The sequence below is a fragment of the Streptomyces cavernicola genome (assembly GCF_029968035.1).
Lineage (GTDB): Bacteria > Actinomycetota > Actinomycetes > Streptomycetales > Streptomycetaceae > Streptomyces > Streptomyces cavernicola.
This window is the reverse complement of the sequence record NZ_JASCIQ010000020.1, coordinates 73,750-93,311: the sequence shown is the minus strand read 5'-3', so window position 1 is coordinate 93,311 and position 19,562 is coordinate 73,750. Positions and strand designations below refer to the sequence as shown.

Annotated in this window: 21 protein-coding genes; 17 read left to right on the top strand and 4 right to left on the bottom strand. The window is 69.0% G+C overall.

The features are described from left to right. Positions 1-7 precede the first annotated feature (7 nt). The 12 genes from rplS (at position 8) to QIS96_RS19890 (ending at position 10,185) form a co-directional block, all read left to right on the top strand. Positions 8-358, top strand: coding sequence for a 50S ribosomal protein L19 (gene rplS, locus QIS96_RS19945; protein ID WP_282544011.1), 351 nt, complete (start codon positions 8-10; stop codon positions 356-358). Positions 359-423: 65 nt separating this feature from the next. Continuing rightward, positions 424-1,122 carry a signal peptidase I gene (lepB, locus tag QIS96_RS19940; protein WP_282544010.1) on the top strand — a complete coding sequence of 233 codons (699 nt, stop codon included), beginning with the start codon at positions 424-426 and terminating at the stop codon, positions 1,120-1,122. Continuing rightward, positions 1,115-2,218, top strand: a complete 1,104-nt coding sequence (gene lepB / locus QIS96_RS19935; protein ID WP_282544009.1) for a signal peptidase I — start codon at positions 1,115-1,117, stop codon at positions 2,216-2,218. Before lepB (QIS96_RS19940) ends, lepB (QIS96_RS19935) begins: the two co-directional genes overlap by 8 nt. Then, positions 2,166-3,203, top strand: coding sequence for a signal peptidase I (gene lepB / locus QIS96_RS19930; RefSeq protein ID WP_282544008.1), 1,038 nt, complete (start codon positions 2,166-2,168; stop codon positions 3,201-3,203). The genes lepB (QIS96_RS19935) and lepB (QIS96_RS19930) overlap by 53 nt, the downstream gene beginning before the upstream one ends. A gap of 94 nt (positions 3,204-3,297) precedes the next feature. Next, a complete protein-coding gene (gene lepB / locus QIS96_RS19925) occupies positions 3,298-4,047 on the top strand; it encodes a signal peptidase I (protein WP_282544007.1) in 750 nt (249 codons plus the stop codon). Further along, positions 4,037-4,576 carry an NUDIX hydrolase gene (locus QIS96_RS19920; protein WP_282544006.1) on the top strand — a complete coding sequence of 180 codons (540 nt, stop codon included), beginning with the start codon at positions 4,037-4,039 and terminating at the stop codon, positions 4,574-4,576. Before lepB (QIS96_RS19925) ends, QIS96_RS19920 begins: the two co-directional genes overlap by 11 nt. Positions 4,577-4,631: 55 nt before the next feature. Beyond that, the gene (locus tag QIS96_RS19915) at positions 4,632-4,940 is read left to right on the top strand and encodes a DUF2469 domain-containing protein (protein ID WP_005311352.1); all 309 of its coding nucleotides are present in this window, start codon (positions 4,632-4,634) and stop codon (positions 4,938-4,940) included. 117 nt (positions 4,941-5,057) lie between these two features. Further along, positions 5,058-5,444: a YraN family protein gene (locus QIS96_RS19910; RefSeq protein WP_282544005.1), complete on the top strand. Its 387-nt coding sequence runs from the start codon at positions 5,058-5,060 to the stop codon at positions 5,442-5,444. Beyond that, on the top strand, positions 5,444-7,048 hold the full coding sequence (locus QIS96_RS19905) for a YifB family Mg chelatase-like AAA ATPase (RefSeq protein ID WP_282544004.1): 1,605 nt from the start codon (positions 5,444-5,446) through the stop codon (positions 7,046-7,048). The genes QIS96_RS19910 and QIS96_RS19905 overlap by 1 nt, the downstream gene beginning before the upstream one ends. Positions 7,049-7,121: 73 nt before the next feature. Further along, complete coding sequence (gene dprA / locus QIS96_RS19900; protein ID WP_282544003.1) at positions 7,122-8,321, top strand: DNA-processing protein DprA; 1,200 nt, start codon at positions 7,122-7,124, stop codon at positions 8,319-8,321. A 242-nt stretch (positions 8,322-8,563) separates the two neighbouring features. Beyond that, entirely contained in the window at positions 8,564-9,403 is an 840-nt protein-coding gene (gene whiG, locus QIS96_RS19895; protein ID WP_282544002.1) for an RNA polymerase sigma factor WhiG, read from the top strand. 224 nt (positions 9,404-9,627) lie between these two features. Continuing rightward, positions 9,628-10,185 carry a TetR/AcrR family transcriptional regulator gene (locus QIS96_RS19890; RefSeq protein WP_282544063.1) on the top strand — a complete coding sequence of 186 codons (558 nt, stop codon included), beginning with the start codon at positions 9,628-9,630 and terminating at the stop codon, positions 10,183-10,185. A gap of 66 nt (positions 10,186-10,251) precedes the next feature. Here QIS96_RS19890 and QIS96_RS19885 read toward each other — a convergent pair whose 3' ends face one another. Then, positions 10,252-10,980: a murein hydrolase activator EnvC family protein gene (locus QIS96_RS19885; RefSeq protein ID WP_282544001.1), complete on the bottom strand. Its 729-nt coding sequence runs from the start codon at positions 10,978-10,980 to the stop codon at positions 10,252-10,254. Between the two features lie 271 nt (positions 10,981-11,251). Between QIS96_RS19885 and rpsB the strand changes: the two genes are divergently transcribed. From rpsB to QIS96_RS19860, 5 genes are all read left to right on the top strand, one after another. Beyond that, on the top strand, positions 11,252-12,118 hold the full coding sequence (gene rpsB / locus QIS96_RS19880) for a 30S ribosomal protein S2 (RefSeq protein ID WP_282544000.1): 867 nt from the start codon (positions 11,252-11,254) through the stop codon (positions 12,116-12,118). A 152-nt stretch (positions 12,119-12,270) separates the two neighbouring features. Further along, positions 12,271-13,107, top strand: coding sequence for a translation elongation factor Ts (gene tsf / locus QIS96_RS19875; protein WP_282543999.1), 837 nt, complete (start codon positions 12,271-12,273; stop codon positions 13,105-13,107). A gap of 191 nt (positions 13,108-13,298) precedes the next feature. Further along, positions 13,299-14,054 carry a UMP kinase gene (gene pyrH / locus QIS96_RS19870; RefSeq protein ID WP_282543998.1) on the top strand — a complete coding sequence of 252 codons (756 nt, stop codon included), beginning with the start codon at positions 13,299-13,301 and terminating at the stop codon, positions 14,052-14,054. A 154-nt stretch (positions 14,055-14,208) separates the two neighbouring features. After that, positions 14,209-14,766 carry a ribosome recycling factor gene (frr, locus tag QIS96_RS19865; protein ID WP_161702561.1) on the top strand — a complete coding sequence of 186 codons (558 nt, stop codon included), beginning with the start codon at positions 14,209-14,211 and terminating at the stop codon, positions 14,764-14,766. Continuing rightward, positions 14,766-15,872 carry a phosphatidate cytidylyltransferase gene (locus QIS96_RS19860; RefSeq protein WP_282543997.1) on the top strand — a complete coding sequence of 369 codons (1,107 nt, stop codon included), beginning with the start codon at positions 14,766-14,768 and terminating at the stop codon, positions 15,870-15,872. Before frr ends, QIS96_RS19860 begins: the two co-directional genes overlap by 1 nt. Before the next feature lie 181 nt (positions 15,873-16,053). Here the strand turns inward: QIS96_RS19860 and QIS96_RS19855 are convergent, their stop codons facing one another. From QIS96_RS19855 to QIS96_RS19845, 3 genes are all read right to left on the bottom strand, one after another. After that, positions 16,054-17,313 (bottom strand): tyrosine-type recombinase/integrase, encoded by a 1,260-nt coding sequence (locus QIS96_RS19855; protein WP_282543996.1) that lies wholly within the window; start codon positions 17,311-17,313, stop codon positions 16,054-16,056. 87 nt (positions 17,314-17,400) lie between these two features. Further along, on the bottom strand, positions 17,401-17,646 hold the full coding sequence (locus QIS96_RS19850) for a helix-turn-helix transcriptional regulator (RefSeq protein WP_282543995.1): 246 nt from the start codon (positions 17,644-17,646) through the stop codon (positions 17,401-17,403). A gap of 438 nt (positions 17,647-18,084) precedes the next feature. Then, entirely contained in the window at positions 18,085-19,560 is a 1,476-nt protein-coding gene (locus tag QIS96_RS19845; RefSeq protein ID WP_282543994.1) for an ATP-binding protein, read from the bottom strand. Between the last annotated feature and the right edge of the window lie 2 nt (positions 19,561-19,562).

The window sequence follows — 19,562 nt, the reverse complement described above, 5'->3', positions numbered from 1 at the left end:
GACGAACATGAGCAACCTGCTCGCCTCCGTCGACGCCGCCTCGCTGCGCACCGACGTCCCGGCCTTCCGCCCGGGTGACACCGTCAACGTCCACGTCCGCGTCATCGAGGGCAACCGCTCCCGTGTGCAGCAGTTCAAGGGCGTAGTCATCCGCCGCCAGGGCGCGGGCGTCAGCGAGACCTTCACGGTCCGCAAGGTCTCGTTCTCCGTCGGCGTCGAGCGCACCTTCCCCGTGCACACCCCGATCGTCGAGAAGATCGAGCTCGTCACGAAGGGCGACGTGCGTCGCGCCAAGCTGTACTACCTCCGTGAGCTGCGCGGCAAGGCCGCGAAGATCAAGGAGAAGCGCGAGAACTGATCTCGCGCCCCGGATCCGAACGCGGATCCGGAGCCTCGGGGCGGGCCGGATAGGCTCTGACCCCGATGGACACCGAAGCAGCACAGCACGCGGAGCGCGATCGCTCCTCCGAACCCGCCGACACCGAGCGGGAGGAGGAGGGGTCGCGCTCCGCGGCCGTTCCCGGCCGCCGCTGGCGACGGGCCGGCGTGCTCGTGGCGCTGTGCCTGGTGTTCCTGCTCCTCGTCAGCACCTTCGTGCTGCAGCCCTTCCTCATCCCGAGCCGCTCCATGGAGCCCACCCTGAGCACCGGGGACCGTGTCCTGGTGAACAAGTTGGCGTACCGTTTCGGTGCCGAGCCGCAGCGCGGGGATGTCGTCGTCTTCGACGGCAGTGGTTACTTCGGCGACTCCGACTACATCAAGCGCGTCGTCGGCGTCGGCGGTGACCGGGTGGCCTCCCGCGGCGTGCAGGACGGCGAGCAGGGTCAGATCACGGTGAACGGGGAGCCGGTGGACGAGCCATATCTGTATCCGGGGGACGCACCGTCCACCGTGCCGTTCGACGTGGTGGTGCCCGACGGCACGCTGTTCGTGCTCGGCGACCACCGCAGCGACTCCAGCGACTCCCGCGACCACCTCGGCTCACCCGGCGGCGGCATGGTCCCCGTCGACACCGTGATCGGCCGCGCCGACTGGATCGGCCTGCCCCTGGACCGGTCCGGCTCCCTCGACCGGCCCGACGCCTTCGCCAAGGTGCCGAAGCCGGGCGGCGCCCATGGGTAGCCGCGGCAAACCGAAAGGCGGCCACCGCGCCGACCCCGGCCGGTCCGACGACGGCCGCACCCTCGACTTCCGCATCCCCGGCACCCGAACCTCCGACGCAGGCCGCGCCGACGAGCCCGACGCCCCCGCACGCCCCGGCCGGGCCGAGCGCCGCAAGCTGGCCCGTAAGGTCAAACGCCGCAGGAGGCGCTCCGCGATCCAGGAGATACCCCTCCTCCTGGGCGTCGCCGTCCTCATCGCCCTCGTCCTCAAGACCTTCCTCGTCCAGGCCTTCGTCATCCCGTCCGGCTCCATGGAGCAGACGATCAAGATCGGCGACCGCGTCCTCGTCGACAAGCTCACCCCCTGGTTCGGCGCCGAACCCCAGCGCGGTGACGTCGTCGTGTTCAAGGACCCCGGCGGCTGGCTGCGCGCCGAGCAGCAGACCGAGAAAGAGGACGACCCCGTCGGCGTCAAACAGTTCAAGCAGGTCCTCACCTTCATCGGACTGCTGCCCTCCGCCGACGAGCAGGACCTCATCAAACGCGTCGTCGCCGTCGGCGGGGACCGCGTCAAGTGCTGCGGCAAGGACGGCCGGGTCACCGTCAACGGCGTCGCCATCAACGAGCCCTACCTGCACCCCGACGACATCAACAAGCCCTCCCAGCGGACCTTCGACGTCACCGTCCCCGAAGGCCGCTACTTCGTGATGGGCGACCACCGCTCCGACTCCGCCGACTCCCGCTACCACCTCGACAGCCCTTACCAGGGCACCGTCTCCGAGGACGAGGTCGTCGGCACCGCCAAGGTCATCGCCTGGCCCTTCGACCACTGGAGCGAACTGGAGCAACGCGAGACGTACGCCTCCGTGCCAGACGCGGCGAACGCCAGCGGCGGCTCGGACGCCTCACCGAGCACGTCGCATAGGGTGGACACGGAGAATCTGAACGCGGAAGCCCCCCTCCCGACCCCTGCGGAACTCCCGCTCGTTATGGGAGTGGTAGGCCTGCATCGCGTACGACATCGCGTACGAAACAGGCGGCGGCACGGAACGAGGAGTGGATGTGGGGGATTTGGCCGTCGGCGCACGATCCGGACACGACGAACCCGAGGATGAACGCGACGTGATCAACGGCGGCTCGGGAGGCACCGACCCAGGCGCGACGGACCCCGAGGACGGCTCGGAGGAGAACTCCGGCTCGGACCGGAGCGGGCACCGCTCCTTCTGGAAGGAACTGCCGCTCCTCATCGGCATCGCGCTGCTCCTCGCCCTGTTGATCAAGACGTTCCTGGTGCAGGCGTTCTCCATCCCCTCGGACTCCATGCAGGACACCCTGCAGCAGGGCGACCGGGTCCTCGTGGACAAGCTGACCCCCTGGTTCGGCTCCGAGCCCGAGCGCGGCGAAGTCGTCGTCTTCCACGACCCGGGCAACTGGCTCAAGGGCGAGCCCACCCCCAAGCCGAATGTTCTGCAGCAGGCCCTCAGCTTCATCGGCCTCATGCCGTCCGCCGAGGAGAAGGACCTGATCAAGCGTGTCGTCGGCGTCGCCGGAGACACCGTCGAGTGCAACGGCACCGGCCCCCTGAAGGTCAACGGCAAGGCGCTCAACGAGCGCGACTACGTCAGCCACAGCTTCGGCGAGATCAGGGCCACGCCCTGCAGCGACGACGACCAGGGCGGCCAGTTCAAGGTCACCGTGCCCGAGGGCAAGATCTGGGTCATGGGCGACAACCGCCAGAACTCCCTCGACTCCCGCTACCACCAGCAGGACCCCGGCGGCGGCTTCGTGCCCGTCGACAACGTCGTGGGGCGCGCCTTCGTCAAGGCCTGGCCCATCAACCGCTGGGGCACGCTGCCCGTTCCCGACACCTTCGACCAGCCGGGCCTGAGCAGCGCCGCAGCCAACACCGCCGCGGCCGCCGCTCCGGGCGCGCTGGGGCTCGCGGGCGCGGTGCCGGTGGTGCTGTGGCGGCGGCGCAGGCTCTCGATCCCGGTCTCTGTCCCGGTTTCGGCTCCGGTGTCGGTTCCGGTAGCCGGCGCTGCGACCAGGGCTTCCGACGGCGACAACTCCGGGGTTTCTGGCGGCAGTACCGCCCGATAGGGTGCCGTCCCAGATCACCGATCTTCCGAGTGCGACCGGTCACGCCCGAACGTGACCGGTCCGCACCGGGTCGAGTCACCGAGGTGGGGCTGGGATGAGCAGAACACGACGTACGGACGAGGGTCGCGGCGGGCTAGGCAGCAGACTGTCGAACCTGGCCGTGGCCCTCGGCTGTGTGCTCTTCCTCGGCGGCTTCGCCTGGGGCGCACTCCTCTACCAGCCCTACACCGTGCCGACCGAGTCGATGACGCCGACCATCGCCGCCGGCGACCGCGTCCTCGCCGAACGCATCGACGGCAGCGAGGTCCACCGCGGCGACGTCGTCGTCTTCAACCAGGAGTCCTGGGGCGACCTGCCCATGGTCAAGCGCGTCGTCGCCATCGGAGGCGACAAGATCGCCTGCTGCGACGACCAGGGCCGCCTCACCGTCAACGGCAAGGCGATCGACGAGCCCTACCTCGCGGCCGACGCCAAGGCAGCCGACAGCCGCATCCCGCCGACCACCGTCCCCAAGGGCCGCCTCTTCCTCCTCGGCGACGAACGCAGCACCTCCCTCGACTCCAGCGTCCACCTCGACGACGCCGGCAACGGCTCCGTGCCCCGCACCGCCGTCGCCGCCCGCGTCGACGCCATCGCCTGGCCCATGGGCGGCATGCTCGAACGCCCCACCGGCTTCGCCGACCTGCCCGGCGGCCTCTCCGAACCCGGACCGCTGCGCCTCGTCGTCGGCGCCATCGGGGCCGGCGCACTCCTCATCCTCGGCGGCGCCGCGTACGGCTCCTTCGCCAAGCGCGGCAGCCGCAAGCAGCAGGGACGTCGCAGGGAGCCGGCCGGTGCCCACTGAATCCGCCGAGTTCGCCGCGGACGAGCTGCGCAAGGTCGCCCGCGTCGTCCTGCTCGACCCCGAGGACCGCATCCTGCTCCTGTACGGGCACGAACCCGACGACCCCGACGCCTCCGGCGACACCTGGTGGTTCACCCCCGGCGGAGGCCTCGAAGGCGACGAGACCCATGAACAGGCCGCCCTGCGCGAACTCGCCGAGGAGACCGGCATCACCGACGCCGAACTCGGCCCCGTCCTGTGGCGGCGAACCTGCTCCTTCCCGTTCGCCGGCACCCGCTGGAACCAGGACGAGCAGTACTTCCTCGCCCGTACGAGACAACTCGCCCCCACCGCACGTACCGCCGCGGACATGCCCGGCCTCACCGAGCTGGAACAACGCAGTGTGTCCGGAATGCGGTGGTGGACCTGTGAAGAACTCTCCGCCACCCATGAGACGGTGTATCCGACCAAGCTCGCCGGGCTGCTGAGGACGCTGCTCGACGAAGGACCTCCGGCCAGTCCCACCGCTCTCGACACGGAAATCGTCTGACGGCGGCTCGGACTGGCGCACAATAGGGGGACGCACGGCTGAAGGGGAACATGCCATGAGCGCCGAGGACCTCGAGAAGTACGAGACCGAGATGGAGCTGAAGCTCTACCGGGAGTACCGCGACGTCGTCGGGCTGTTCAAATACGTGATCGAGACCGAGCGGCGCTTCTACCTCACCAACGACTACGAGATGCAGGTGCACTCGGTCCAGGGCGAGGTCTTCTTCGAGGTCTCCATGGCCGACGCCTGGGTCTGGGACATGTACCGGCCCGCCCGCTTCGTCAAGCAGGTCCGCGTCCTCACCTTCAAGGACGTGAACATCGAGGAGCTCAACAAGAGCGACCTCGAACTGCCGGGAAGCTAGACCTGGTGGGGGAGTGACCCCTGTGGGTGACGAAGTTATCCACAACCGGCCGGTTATCCACCAAGATCCACAACCGCGGCGCTGATACGCCACCTTCGAACCCGGAGGTGGTGCCCCATGAACGCACGCGGAGCACTCGGAAAGTACGGCGAGAACCTCGCCGCGCGACAACTCGTCGCCGCAGGAATGAAGATCCTCGACCGCAACTGGCGCTCAGGACCCGGCGGCGAGATCGACATCGTCGCCCTCGACCACGACACCCTCGTCCTCTGCGAAGTCAAAACCCGCCGAGGACACCCCGACCCCACCCACACCCACCAGCCCTTCCAACACCCCATGGCGGCCATCACCCCCGCCAAGGCCGACCGCCTGCGCACCCTCGCCGGACGCTGGCTCCACCAACACGGAGGCCCACCACCCGGCGGCGTCCGCATCGACCTCATCGGCATCCTCCTGCCCAGCCGCGGCGCCCCCGTCGTCGAACACGTGCAGGGGGTGGCCTGATGGCCTTCGCCCGCACCTGCTCCGTCGCCCTCGTCGGCGTCGAAGGCGTCGTCGTCGAAGTCCAGGCCGACCTCGAACCCGGCGTCGCCGCCTTCACCCTCGTCGGACTCCCCGACAAGAGCCTCACCGAAAGCCGCGACCGAGTCCGCGCCGCCGTCGTCAACTCCGGCAACGCCTGGCCCCAGAAAAAACTCACCGTCGGCCTCAGCCCCGCCTCCGTACCCAAAGGCGGCAGCGGATTCGACCTCGCAGTCGCCTGCGCCGTCCTCGGCGCCGCCGAACGCCTCGACCCCCGCACCCTCGCCGACGTCGTCATGATCGGCGAACTCGGCCTCGACGGACGCGTCCTCCCCGTACGCGGCGTCCTGCCCGCCGTCCTCGCCGCCGCCGACGCCGGCTACGAACAGGTCGTCGTCCCCGAACACGCCGCCGCCGAAGCCGCCCTCGTCCCTGGCATCACCGTCCTCGGCGTCCGCAGCCTGCGCCAACTCATCGCCCTGCTCACCGACGAACCCGTACCCGAAGAAGACCCCGACACCGACACCAACCGCGCCACCCACACCCCCGTCGGCCTCGCCGGAACACTCGCCACCATCGGCACCCCCGACGCCACCGCCGCCCACCACGACCTCGCCGAAGTCGTCGGCCAGATCGCCGCCCGCACCGCCCTCGAAGTCGCCGCAGCCGGCGGCCACCACCTCTTCCTCCAAGGCCCCCCAGGCGCAGGCAAAACCATGCTCGCCGAACGCCTCCCCTCGATCATGCCGCCCCTCACCCAGAAGGAATCCCTCGAAGTCACCGCCGTCCACTCCGTCGCCGGCACCCTCCCACCCGGCCGACCCCTCGTCGAAGCCCCGCCCTACTGCGCACCCCACCACTCCGCCACCATGCAGTCCCTCGTCGGCGGCGGCCCAGGACTCCCACGCCCCGGCGCCGTCTCCCTCGCCCACCGAGGCGTCCTCTTCCTCGACGAGGCCCCCGAGTTCAGCGCCAAAGCCCTCGACGCCCTACGCCAACCCCTCGAATCCGGGCACGTCGTCGTCGCCCGCGCCGCCGGAGTCGTCCAACTCCCCGCCCGCTTCCAGATGATCCTCGCCGCCAACCCCTGCCCCTGCGGCCGCTGCAGCGGCCGCGGCGAGGACGGCACCTGCACACCCGGAGCCATCCGCCGCTACCAGAGCCGACTCTCCGGGCCCCTCCTCGACCGCGTCGACCTCAAAGTCGACGTCGAACCCGTCACCCGCGCCGACCTCACCGCCACCGTCCAACGCGGCGAATCCACCCACCAGGTCGCCGACCGCGTACGCCAAGCCCGCCAACGCGCCGCCGCACGCCTCACCGGCACGCCCTGGACCACCAACAGCCACATCCCCGGACACGAACTCCGCACCCGCTGGCACCCCGCCCCCGGCGCCCTCCACGAAGCCGAACGCGACCTGGAACGCGGACTCCTCACCGCCCGCGGCCTCGACCGCGTACTCCGCATCGCCTGGACCATCGCCGACCTCGGCGGCCGCGACCGCCCCGACGCCCGCGACGTCACCCTCGCCATCCAACTCCGCACCGGCATCCCCCGAGGCGCCCCCATGGCCATCGCCCCCTGACCGCCGCCCACCTCCAACGCCGGACCCTCAACTCCCCACACCCGCAAGCCTTCAAGCCGCACGAGGCCCACCCATGCCCACGACCCACCCGCCGCCCACCCCGGACCCGCACCACGGACCCGACGACGAACGCCGCGCACGCATCACCCTCACCCGCATCCTCGAACCCGGCGACGACAACACCGGCCGCTGGCTCCGCACCTACGGCGCCACCCGCCTCCTCCACCACCTCACCCACGAAGACACACCCCTCCCAGGCATCACCCCCCAACGCCTCGCAGGACTACGCAACCGCGCCACCACCACCCACCCCGAAACCGACCTCCACACCGCACACACCACCGGAGCCCGCTTCCTCATCCCCACCGACCCCGAATGGCCAAGCCAACTCCGCGACCTCGGCGACGCCCAACCCGTCGGCCTCTGGGTCCGCGGCAACGCCGACCTCCGCATATGGGCCCTCCGCTCCGTCGCCCTCGTAGGCGCCCGCGCCTGCACCGAATACGGCGCACACATGGCCGCCAAACTCGCCGCAGGCCTCGCCGAACACGGCTGGGTCGTCGTCTCCGGCGGCGCCTACGGCATCGACGGAGCAGCCCACCGCGCCACCCTCGCCGCAGGCGGCGCAACCGCCGCCATCCTCGCCAACGGAGTTGACACCGCCTACCCCCGCGGGCACACCGGACTCCTCCAACGCATCGCCGAACAAGGCCTGCTCATCGCCGAGTTACCCCCAGGAGCCCACCCCACCGCCTACCGGTTCATCCAACGCAACCGCATCATCGCCGCCCTCACCCGCGGCACCCTCGTCATCGAAGCCGCCCACCGCAGCGGCGCACTCGTCACCGCACGCAACGCAGCACGCCTCGGCCGCCACACCATGGGCGTCCCCGGCCCCGCCACCAGCAGCCAGTCCGCCGGCGTCCACCAACTCCTGCGCGGCGAAGCCACCCTCGTCACCGACGCCGCCGAAGTCATCGAACTCATCGGCGAGATGGGCCAACTCGCACCCGAACAACGCGGCCCCGTCATCCCCAGAGACCTCCTCAAACCCCTCGCCACCCGCGTACTCGCCGCACTTCCCGCCGGCCGCCCCACACCCGCCGCCACCATCGCCACCGACGCCGCCACCACCCCCGACGACACCATCGCCAGCCTGTACGAACTCCAATCACTCGGATTCGTCGAACGACACGGCGACAACTGGAAGTTGACACGCCAGACCACCCGAAGCGACTTTCCGCGACGCGAAGACAAACGCGAAGACACCTGAAGCGTCACGTTGCGCCGTCCGGACGATCCCCGATGACCTTGGCAGATTCTGTGATTTCGACCCCCGAGCCCCCACTCGCACACCCGCCGAGAACGAGGTACGACAACCCCGACTGAACAACCGGCAGCGAAGAGATCCCCTACTCTTCGCACACTGCGACACTCCAGTCACGCTACGCTCACAAAGCTTCCGACTTCGACGCGCACGTACTCGATCCACAGCAGAACGGCTCAAGGCAACGAATGCCCCAGCACACCTCCGGGTCCGACCGGGCAGCGGCCAATCCCCCCGCCGCCCGCGACGGCGCGCGGCCCCCCGCACCCTCGTCGCTCGACGAACTCTGGAGGTCGTACAAGGCGACGGGCGACGGACGACTGCGCGAACAACTGATCCTCCACTACTCGCCCCTGGTGAAATACGTCGCAGGCCGCGTCAGCGTCGGCCTGCCCCCCAACGTCGAACAAGCAGACTTCGTCTCCTCCGGCGTATTCGGACTCATCGACGCCATCGAGAAGTTCGACATCGACCGCGAAATCAAATTCGAGACGTACGCCATCACCCGCATCCGCGGCGCCATGATCGACGAACTCCGCGCCCTCGACTGGATCCCACGCTCCGTACGCCAAAAAGCACGCAACGTCGAACGCGCCTACGCCACCCTCGAAGCCCAACTCCGCCGCACACCCTCCGAAAGCGAAGTCGCCGCGGAGATGGGCATCGCACTCGAAGAACTCCACTCGGTCTTCAGCCAGTTGTCCCTCGCCAACGTCGTCGCCCTCGAAGAACTCCTCCACGTCGGCGGCGAGAACGGCGACAGGCTCAGCCTCATGGACACCCTCGAGGACACCGCCGCCGAGAACCCCGTGGAGATCGCCGAGGACCGCGAACTCCGCCGACTCCTCGCCCGCGCCATCAACACCCTGCCGGAACGCGAGAAGACCGTGGTCACGCTCTACTACTACGAAGGACTCACCCTCGCCGAGATCGGCAACGTCCTCGGCGTCACCGAGAGCCGCGTCAGCCAGATCCACACCAAGTCCGTCCTGCAGCTCCGCGCCAAGCTCGCCGGCTTCGGACGCTGAATCGGTCCTGCCCCCACGACCACGCACAACAACGCCCGCAGCCGGCGATCAGATCAACGCCGACACCAGCAGGCACGACGCGCGGACGCGGCGCACGAACGCCGCACACCCGGACAACGCGCCCACGACCACCCGGCATCCGGTCGACGCCCGCACGAGCCGACTCCCGCACAGCACGTCTGCTCCGTACAGTGGGGTACGTGCCAAGGATTCGAGCGGCCTCAGTGGCCGAGCACCGGTCGATGCAGCGCGGCGCCCTCCTTGACGCCGCCCGGTCCCTGCTGTCCGAGGGCGGAACGGAGGCGCTGACCTTCCCCGCGCTCGCCGAACGCACAGGGCTGGCCAGATCCTCCGTCTACGAGTACTTCCGCTCCCGCGCAGCCGTCGTCGAGGAGCTCTGCGAAGTCGACTTCCCCGTCTGGGCCGCCGAAGTCGAAACCGCGATGCAGGCCGCGGAAGGCCCCGAGGACACCGTCGAGGCATACGTGCGGGCCCAGCTCGCCCTCGTCGGCGACCGCCGCCACCGAGCCGTCGTCGCCATCTCCTCCAGCGAACTCGACGCCGGCGCCCGCGAGAAGATCCGCGCCGCACACGGCGGCCTCGTCGCCATGATCGGCGAAGCACTCGAAGCCCTCGGCCACGAACAACCCCGCCTGGCGGCGATGCTCCTCCAAGGCATCGTCGACGCCGCCGTACGCCGCATCGAACTCGGCGCCGCCGAGGACCCTGAGGTGATCACGGAGGCTGCGGTGGGGATGGCGCTTCGGGGCGTACGAGGCTGACGTACCGGGGCCCTCCCCCCCCGCCCCCCTCCCTCCCCTCCACCTCTTGCCCCCTCCACCCCACCCTCAGCCCCCCTCACACCCCCAAACCGGCAGTAGTCGTGACGGCCCCCGGTCGACGAGTGACGTGGGCAGCAGTGTGAGTGGGTTGAGGTAGGTCGTGCCGCGGCGTAGCCCCCAGTGCAGGCAGGGCTGCGTGCAGTGGGCCTTGGCCTTGGCTTTTTCTTGCGGCTCCACGGTTCCGATGACGTCCCCTGTGGCTACTTCGTCGCCCTTGTCGACGAGGGCGTGTACGGGTTCGTATGTGGTGCGCAGGGGTGGGTCGCCGGTGGTGTGGTGGTCGATGGTGAGGACTCCTCGGTGTGCGATGCGTCCGGTGTAGGAGATGCGGCCGGGGGCTGGTGCGTGGATGTGGGTGCCGGGTGGTGCGGCGAGGTCGATGCCGCGGTGGCCGGGGCCGTAGGGCGTGGTGGGTGGGTGCCAGCCGCGGAGGATGGGTGGTCCGGTGCCGGTGGTTCCGCGTACGGGCCAAGTGCGTGCCTGGTCGTCGTCGCGCGGGACGTTCGGGACGGTTGACGGGGCTGCCGCGACTGTGGCCGGGCGGGCGGTGGTGTGCCCTGCCGGGGTGTCGCTCAGGCCGCCGCCGGTTGCTGCGGCGATCGCTGCCGGTGCTGCGAGGGCCAGGCTCAGGGTTGGTCGGAGTGTTCGCGGGCGTCGTGGTGTGCGCGGGTGTCGGGCGCGGTGAGGGCGCTGAAGGTGGCCTGGTTTCCGGGGTTTTCGGGGTGTGAGGTGCATGTCTGGAGTCTGCCGTGGAGGGGGTGGGTGGGGGTGATCTTGGTGTGGATCTGTGGAGTACTGGCCGGTTGTGGATATCGGCGTCACCCGGTACGTCGCGGGTCCCGTACACTTCTTGTGGCGATCCGGGCCACCGGGTCGACTTCGCACGCCCCGACACCTGGCTGAAGAGCCCGGAAGGTGTCAGCGCCCCTCGGTCCCGTACGCAGGTACGTGGCATGGCGCGCGCCGGGGTGTCAGGACACAACCGAGAAAATCAAGGAGTACGGCCATGGCCGTCGTCACGATGCGGGAGCTGCTGGAGAGCGGCGTCCACTTCGGTCACCAGACCCGTCGTTGGAACCCGAAGATGAAGCGTTTCATCTTCACGGAGCGCAACGGCATCTACATCATCGACCTGCTCCAGTCGCTGTCGTACATCGACCGCGCCTACGAGTTCGTCAAGGAGACCGTCGCCCACGGCGGCACGGTCATGTTCGTGGGTACGAAGAAGCAGGCGCAGGAGGCGATCGCCGAGCAGGCGACCCGCGTCGGCATGCCCTTCGTGAACCAGCGCTGGCTGGGCGGCATGCTCACCAACTTCTCGACCGTCTACAAGCGCCTGCAGCGCCTGAAGGAGCTCGAGCAGATCGACTTCGAGGATGTGGCCGCGTCGGGCCTCACCAAGAAGGAGCTCCTGGTCCTCTCGCGTGAGAAGGCCAAGCTGGAGAAGACCCTCGGTGGTATCCGCGAGATGCAGAAGGTGCCGAGCGCCGTCTGGATCGTGGACACCAAGAAGGAGCACATCGCGGTCGGCGAGGCCCGGAAGCTGAACATTCCGGTCGTCGCGATCCTCGACACGAACTGCGACCCCGACGAGGTCGACTACAAGATCCCCGGCAACGACGACGCGATCCGCTCCGTCACGCTGCTCACCCGTGTGATCGCCGACGCCGTCGCCGAGGGCCTCATCGCCCGCTCCGGTGGTGCCGGTGAGGGCAAGGGCGAGAAGGCCGCCGGCGAGCCGCTCGCCGAGTGGGAGCGCGACCTGCTCGAGGGTGAGAAGAAGGCCGAGGCTGACAAGCCGGCCGAGGCCGAGAAGGCCGCCGAGGCGGAGAAGCCGGCTGAGGCTGACGCCCCGGCCGCCGAGCAGGCCTGACCTTTCACAGGTCACAGGGTCACAGGTCGGTAGGTGACGGCGGGGGTCGTGGTGCCCCCGCCGTCGACCCGTCACCGTAGATCCGTAGATCTCTGGTCGCCCGTGTTCGAGCCCGGCGGCCGTCACAGACTTCGAGAAAGATTCACTGAATCATGGCGAACTACACCGCCGCCGACGTCAAGAAGCTCCGGGAGCTCACCGGCGTCGGCATGATGGACTGCAAGAAGGCGCTCGACGAGGCCGACGGCAACGTCGACAAGGCCGTCGAGGCGCTTCGTATCAAGGGCCAGAAGGGCGTCGCCAAGCGCGAGGGCCGTTCCGCCGAGAACGGTGCCGTGGTCTCCCTGATCGCCGACGACAACACCTCGGGTGTCATCGTCGAGCTGAAGTGCGAGACGGACTTCGTCGCCAAGGGCGAGAAGTTCCAGGCCGTCGCGAACGCGCTCGCCGCGCACGTCGCCGCCACCAAGCCCGCGGACCTCGAGGCGCTGCTCGCGTCCGAGATCGAGGCCGGCAAGACCGTGCAGGCGTACGTGGACGAGGCCAACGCCCTCCTGGGCGAGAAGATCGTCCTGGACCGCTTCGCCCAGTTCGAGGGTGCCTACGTCTCGGCGTACATGCACCGCACGATGCCCGACCTGCCGCCGCAGATCGGTGTTCTCGTCGAGCTGGACAAGGCCGACGCGGACCTCGCCAAGGGTGTTGCGCAGCACATCGCCGCGTTCGCTCCGAAGTACCTGACCCGTGAGGACGTCCCGGCCGAGGTCGTGGAGTCCGAGCGTCGTGTCGCCGAGGAGACCACGCGCGCCGAGGGCAAGCCGGAGGCCGCGCTCCCGAAGATCGTCGAGGGTCGCGTCAACGCGTTCTTCAAGGACGCGACGCTGCTCGGCCAGCCGTACGCCCTGGACGCCAAGAAGTCCGTCGAGCAGGTCCTCAAGGAGGCCGGTGTCAGCCTGAAGCGCTTCTCGCGCATCAAGGTCGGCATCTGAGTCCGTACCGCGTTCGACTCAAGACCCCGCTAGGGTCGACAGCAGTCGTCCGGGACAGGATGTGCCCGCGGAGTGCCGCGGGCGGCGGACGACCGCAGATCTGACGAGGAGGCCATTGCCGCAGTGGGACGCAAGTACCCCCGGCAATGGCCTTCTTGTATGTGTGCCACGCAAGAGAGCGAGATCTCCCCATGACCAAGGCCGACAACAGCGGTGACGGGAAAACGACCGGCCGATTTCTGCTGAAGCTCTCCGGCGAGGCGTTCGCCGGCGGCGGAGGCCTTGGCGTCGACCCTGACGTGGTGCACGCCATCGCGCGTGAGATCGCGGCTGTGGTCCGGGACGGCGCACAGATCGCCGTCGTCATCGGCGGCGGCAACTTCTTCCGCGGTGCGGAGCTGCAGCAGCGTGGCATGGACCGGGCCCGCTCGGACTACATGGGCATGCTCGGCACGGTCATGAACTGCCTTGCGCTGCAGGACTTCCTGGAGAAGGAAGGCATCGACAGCCGGGTGCAGACCGCCATCACGATGGGGCAGGTCGCCGAGCCGTACATTCCGCTGCGTGCGGTGCGGCACCTGGAGAAGGGCCGCGTCGTGATCTTCGGCGCCGGTATGGGCATGCCGTACTTCTCCACCGACACCACTGCCGCGCAGCGCGCCCTGGAGATCGACGCCGAGGCGATGCTGATGGGCAAGAACGGCGTCGACGGGGTGTACGACTCGGACCCGAAGAAGAACCCCGACGCGGTGAAGTTCGATGCCCTGGAGTACGGCGAGGTCATCACGCGTGACCTGAAGGTGGCCGACATGACGGCCATCACGCTGTGCCGGGACAACCGACTGCCCATCCTGGTCTTCGAGTTGCTGGCGGCGGGCAATATCGCTCGGGCCGTCAAGGGTGAGAAGATCGGCACTCTCGTGAGCGACCAGGGCACCCGGTCCTGACCCTCATCTCCCGGGCGTGGCCCGGGGGATGGACAATGTCCTGCCGGTCGGACACCGTGCAGGAAGAGACGCGACGCAGCCGGTGCCCTTGCCGTACCCGGAGACGGGATACGCGGGGCGCCCCCAGCCCACTCAAGACACGCAGGAGCAAGTGGTGATCGAAGAGACCCTCCTCGAGGCCGAGGAGAAGATGGAGAAGGCCGTCGTGGTCGCCAAGGAGGACTTCGCCGCGATTCGTACGGGGCGTGCGCACCCGGCGATGTTCAACAAGATCGTGGCGGACTACTACGGTGCGCTGACGCCGATCAACCAGCTGGCCTCGTTCTCCGTGCCGGAGCCGCGCATGGCCGTGGTGACGCCGTTCGACAAGAGCGCGCTGCGCAACATCGAGCAGGCCATCCGCGACTCGGACCTGGGCGTCAACCCGAGCAACGACGGCCACATCATCCGTGTGACGTTCCCGGAGCTCACCGAGGAGCGCCGCCGGGAGTACATCAAGGTCGCCAAGACCAAGGCCGAGGACTCCAAGGTCTCGATCCGCTCGGTGCGTCGTAAGGCCAAGGACACCATCGACAAGGCCGTCAAGGACGGCGAGGTCGGCGAGGACGAGGGCCGTCGTGCGGAGAAGGAGCTCGACGACACCACCGCGAAGTACGTCGCGCAGGTGGACGAGCTGCTGAAGCACAAGGAAGCCGAGCTGCTCGAGGTCTGATGAACGACTCTTCGTGGGGGGCTCCGGCGCAGGCCGGTCACTGGGGTCCGCCCGAGACGGGCCCCGCCCAGGGGCGCCCCCCGGCGGGTCCTGCCTACGATGAGGCCGACGCGCAGCAGACTCGGCCCATGCCGACCGTGCCCGAAGTGCCCGACAGCGGCGCAGGCGCTGCACACCGGTTCGACAGCGAGGCGGGGGCCGCTCTGGTGAGTGGCCCCTTGTTCCGCGACGAGATGCCGCAGGAGCCCATGGCCAGCCCCACACCTCAGGTGCCGCAGCCGCCTCAGAAGAAGCGTGCGGGCCGCGATCTGCGGGCGGCCATAGGGGTCGGTGTCGGGCTCGGCGCGGTGATCGTGGCGTCGTTGTTCGTCGTCAAGGCCGTGTTCGTCGGTGTGATAGCGGTCGCCGTGGTCGTCGGGCTGTGGGAGCTGACGTCGCGTCTGCAGGAGCGCAAGGACATCAAGGCGCCGCTCGTGCCGCTCGCGGTGGGCGGCGCGGCGATGGTCGTCGCCGGGTATGTGCGCGGGGCCGAGGGCGCGTGGGTGGCGATGGCGCTGACCGCGCTCGCGGTGCTGGTGTGGCGGATGACGGAACCGCCCGAGGGCTATCTGCGGGACGTCACGGCCGGGGTGTTCGCCGCGTTCTACGTGCCGTTCCTCGCGACGTTCGTGTCGATGATGCTGACCGCGGACGACGGTGCCTGGCGGGTGCTGACGTTCCTGGTCCTGACGGTCGTCAGCGACACCGGTGCGTACGCGGTGGGCTGGCGGTTCGGGAAGCACAAGCTGGCGCCGCGGATCAGTCCCGGCAAGACCCGTGAGGGGCTGCTCGGTGCGGTGTCGTTCGCGATGGTGGCGGGCGCGCTGTGCATGGAGTTCCTGATCGACGGGGGCTCCTGGTGGCAGGGGCTGCTGCTCGGTTTCGCCGTCGCGGCGAGCGCGACGCTCGGCGACCTCGGTGAGTCGATGATCAAGCGGGATCTCGGCATCAAGGACATGGGCACGCTGCTTCCGGGGCACGGCGGGATCATGGACCGCCTGGACTCGCTGCTGCCGACGGCGCCCGTCGTCTGGCTGCTCCTGGTGCTCTTCGTCGGCTCCGGCTGACCCGTATTACTGCTCTGACCTGCGTTTTCTACGGTGGCGGGCTCGTTGTCCACAGGGCGGCGGGCCCGTCGTCGTATGTCTGCGACACTTGAGTGGTCATGCCTAAGCCTGGAGAACTTGCCTGAGTTCGAGCGGATCATGCCCCCTACCTGCGCGTTTGGTGCCGATAGGGGGCCGTCGTTTACCTCCTGGGCCGTCGTCGGGCCGTGATCTTGGGAACTAGGAACGCGTTGTTGACCGCCTTACGGGTCCGCTCCTGGCTCGACGGCATGAGATGGGCGTACACGCGCAGAGTCAGGGCCGGGTCGGTGTGCCCGAGGTACTGACTGACAGCCTTGATGCTTTCACCGGCGTCCAGGAGAAGCGACGCGTAGAAGTGCCTGAGGGCGTGCATTCCGTGTTCGCGGGCAGACACGTACTTGCCGTCGGTGTCGGCCTCCGGAATGAGGCCGGCCGCCGAGAGGGCGGGCTTCCACTCCTGGATATTGAAGTTGCTGCGCCACACGACTCCGTTCGCGGAGTTCGTGAAGAGAAGCCGCGCTGTCACCTTCGGACCGTCGGGCCTTCGCCACGGCAGTGTGGTCTCCACGGGTTTGTGGGCGTCCATGTGGACACGCAGGGCTTCCGCCACCGACGACGGCAGCGGCACGTCACGTTCCTTGCTGCACTTGGGCGGGGCGAATACGGCCTTGCCACGGATGAGCTTCACCTGGCGGACGACCCTGAGGATGCCGCCCTCGAAGTCGATCGCATCCTCGGCGAGACCGACGATCTCTCCTTGCCGGAGTCCGCATCCCGCTCCCGTATCCACCATGGCCCGGTAGCGCTCAGGAAGCGCCTCGCGGACCGCGAAGACCTGAGTGGCCAGCCACGGCGTGATCCGTCGCCGTTCGACGGCCGGTGGGCGTACGGACTTCGCCGTGCAGGGATTGCGTGGCAGGAGCCCGTCGTCCACGGCCGCGCTGAGTACCGCTCGCACGTCGCCGTAGATATTGCGCGCATAAGCGCCACTCACCGCGGCGTCCTTCTCCAGGACGCTCACGAGTTCGCGGATGTGTTCGGGGCGGAAAGAGTCCAGCGGGCGTGAGCCGAGTACCGGAAACGCGTGCAGGCGTAGCCGCTGTTCCGCGACGATCCGGCTCGACAGGTCCGCGGTGTGATCCCTGAGCCACTTCGCGGCGTAGCTCTTGAAGGTGATTCGAGCTGCACGCGGATCGATGTACTGGCCGCGAGACATGTCGGCCGCAATGTTCGTGAGCCACTTCTCGGCGAGGCGCTTCTGCCCGTCGGGGAAGCTCTTGCTCGTCTCGGACCCATCAGGGCCGATGTAGCGCGCGCGGTAGCGCATGCCCTTTCCGTGGCGGTCGGTCTTGACGCGTCGGGTCTTGCCGTCGGGGTCGGTTTCGGTCTTGAACCAGCGGTCTTGGATGTGTCCTGCCATCTGTGGCCGGGCCCTTCTGGGAATGGCTGTGGGGCAGGCCCAGGACGGGCCTGCCCCACGGGAGTTGAGGGTTCGTACGGCTGTGCGTCAGGCGACTTCTGCGTCAGCGGTACGGAGCGCGTCGACGTAGGCGCGTACGTCGACGGGGTCGTAGCGGACGTGCCTGCCGATCCGGAATCCGGGCGGGCCAGTGCGCTTCTTGCGCCACTGGTAGACGGTCTCCAGGGGCACGCCGAACATCGCGGCGATGTCCTCGGGGGTGAGGTAGCGGTCGGGGAGGCCGCCTCGGAGGGCGGCGGTGGGGTCGGGGTGAGCGGAACTGGTTCGGCTCATGAGGTCCTCGGAGGGAGTCGGCTCGGGCGGCTCGGGGCCGCGTGTGTCCGAGGTGGGGATTTCTGCGTCACCGCGTCATCTGCGTCATGTACCGCTCTGACCTGGACCTTTGTGGTGACGCAGGGATTGGGGTGTGCGTCACCGGCTTGCGTCTGCGTCATCGCGGGTGACGCAGATGACGCGAGGTGACGCAGAATCGGCCGTCTGCGTCACCGCCGTTGCCGCAGGTCGCGGGGCGTTTTCGGGGCGTGGGTGACGCAGGTGACGCAGCGTTCTTCTCTTAGGAAAAAGAGAGGGTGGGTGTCTGTTGTTGTGTGCGGCTCAGGGGCTTGAAGAGGGAGCCGCTTCGCGGCGCGACCATCGGGCGGCGGCGAGCCGCCGAACAGCAAGAAGAGCACCGGGGTCTGGCGCGTGGTGCTCTTCTTGCTTGTGCGCCGGTTAGACCATGGCCTCCTGCTGGTGCGGAGGTGGGGCCGTCGGACGGGCCATCTCGATGTAGCGGCCCTCCTTGGTGCGGCCCGAGTCGATGAGGACGCCGCGGGCGGCCAGGGTGGGCTGGAGGCGCTTGAGGCGGTCGGAGAGGACCTTGCCGGTGGTCGGCCACCCCTTGGGCAGGGGACGGCAGTCCTCGCCCGAGTAGAGGCGGGTGAGGCAGTGGAGCCATTCGGTGGACGTCATCCGCTGCTCGGACCCCGGCGCGATGTCGGCGGCGTGCTGCAGGACCGTCTGCGCGAGCAAGTCGCCTTCGATGACGTCGTCGTTGAGGTCGTCGAGGCTGGCCCGGTAGGCGTTGAGCGCGCCCCAGCCGGTCGCCGCGTCGAGCTGAGCGCACAGGTGCGCGAAGTCCGCCATCCGCAGATCCGTGGGGATGTTGGCCTCGGCGGCGCGGACCTTGACCGTGAGGTCGAGGAGCGAGCCGAGCACGATGGGCAGGATCTCCGCGAACTCCCCCCACAGTTCCGCCTCTGTGCGGCGGACCCCGGGCCGCTCCAGGCGGAGTGGCAGGAGTCGTTCGGCGAGGTCGGGCCGGATGACGCCGACGTCGATGCCGGTCAGCAGCAGCGGGCGGCGGTAGCGGGCGCGGTAGACGTCGCCGTCGGTATGCAGGGCGCGCTTGACGGTCTCTGCACCGGTGACGATGCAGCACATGGCGTCGGAGAGGTCCGGAGCCATGTGGGAGAGGTTGTCCAGGGCGGTGACCCATCCGGCGGCGACGGCCGTGATCAGGTTCTCCTCGTCCTTCGGGGCACGGCGCAGGTCGCCGCTCATGCCCTCGATGACCCGCACGAGCATCCGCCCGCCGGTGGACTTGCCCGCGCCCTGGGGGCCGGTGAGGAACGGGGCGGGCACGGGCACGGACGGGCCGAGGCAGCCGATCAGCCAGGCGATGGCCAGGCACTCGGTTTCCGCCGTGGCGAAGTTGCACAGCCGCAGCAGCAGGTCGATGCCCTTGCCGTCGGTGTCCTTGACGGGCAAGGGCAGTTCGCCGGTGAGCTGCGTACGTCGCCAGCACACCTCGGCGGGGTCGGGGGTGAGGATGTCCCAGCCGGTGGGGTGGATGCGGACGGACTTGCCGTCGGTGCGGCCCAGGTCGAGCCAGGTCGCGCCGTCGAATCCCGGCGCGACGCGGATGTGGACCTGCTGTACGGGCTGGCTCATCGCGAGTGCCTCGATCAAGTCCAACGCCTCCTTGAGGCTGGTCCCGTTGAATACGCCGAGCCCGTCGTTGAACAGGCCGACCATGAGTTCCTGCCGGTGGCTGCCCGAGGTGCCCTGAGAGCGGATCGGACGGGCCACCGGGTGGCCGTTCTTCTGCGCGTACACGGTGCCGTCGGCGGTGCGGAAGTACCGGAAGTGCTGCTGGGCGTAGTCCGCGATGACCTCGCGGGCCGGAGTCTTCTCGTCCTCGGACATCG

Coding starts and splice junctions, on each gene's coding strand:
- rplS (WP_282544011.1), top strand. CDS start 8: ATGAGCAACCTGCTCGCCTCCGTCGACGCCGCCTCGCTGCGCACCGAC.
- lepB (WP_282544010.1), top strand. CDS start 424: ATGGACACCGAAGCAGCACAGCACGCGGAGCGCGATCGCTCCTCCGAA.
- lepB (WP_282544009.1), top strand. CDS start 1,115: ATGGGTAGCCGCGGCAAACCGAAAGGCGGCCACCGCGCCGACCCCGGC.
- lepB (WP_282544007.1), top strand. CDS start 3,298: ATGAGCAGAACACGACGTACGGACGAGGGTCGCGGCGGGCTAGGCAGC.
- QIS96_RS19915 (WP_005311352.1), top strand. CDS start 4,632: ATGAGCGCCGAGGACCTCGAGAAGTACGAGACCGAGATGGAGCTGAAG.
- QIS96_RS19910 (WP_282544005.1), top strand. CDS start 5,058: ATGAACGCACGCGGAGCACTCGGAAAGTACGGCGAGAACCTCGCCGCG.
- QIS96_RS19905 (WP_282544004.1), top strand. CDS start 5,444: ATGGCCTTCGCCCGCACCTGCTCCGTCGCCCTCGTCGGCGTCGAAGGC.
- dprA (WP_282544003.1), top strand. CDS start 7,122: ATGCCCACGACCCACCCGCCGCCCACCCCGGACCCGCACCACGGACCC.
- whiG (WP_282544002.1), top strand. CDS start 8,564: ATGCCCCAGCACACCTCCGGGTCCGACCGGGCAGCGGCCAATCCCCCC.
- QIS96_RS19885 (WP_282544001.1), bottom strand. CDS start 10,980: ATGCACCTCACACCCCGAAAACCCCGGAAACCAGGCCACCTTCAGCGC.
- rpsB (WP_282544000.1), top strand. CDS start 11,252: ATGGCCGTCGTCACGATGCGGGAGCTGCTGGAGAGCGGCGTCCACTTC.
- tsf (WP_282543999.1), top strand. CDS start 12,271: ATGGCGAACTACACCGCCGCCGACGTCAAGAAGCTCCGGGAGCTCACC.
- pyrH (WP_282543998.1), top strand. CDS start 13,299: ATGACCAAGGCCGACAACAGCGGTGACGGGAAAACGACCGGCCGATTT.
- QIS96_RS19860 (WP_282543997.1), top strand. CDS start 14,766: ATGAACGACTCTTCGTGGGGGGCTCCGGCGCAGGCCGGTCACTGGGGT.
- QIS96_RS19855 (WP_282543996.1), bottom strand. CDS start 17,313: ATGGCAGGACACATCCAAGACCGCTGGTTCAAGACCGAAACCGACCCC.
- QIS96_RS19850 (WP_282543995.1), bottom strand. CDS start 17,646: ATGAGCCGAACCAGTTCCGCTCACCCCGACCCCACCGCCGCCCTCCGA.
- QIS96_RS19845 (WP_282543994.1), bottom strand. CDS start 19,560: ATGTCCGAGGACGAGAAGACTCCGGCCCGCGAGGTCATCGCGGACTAC.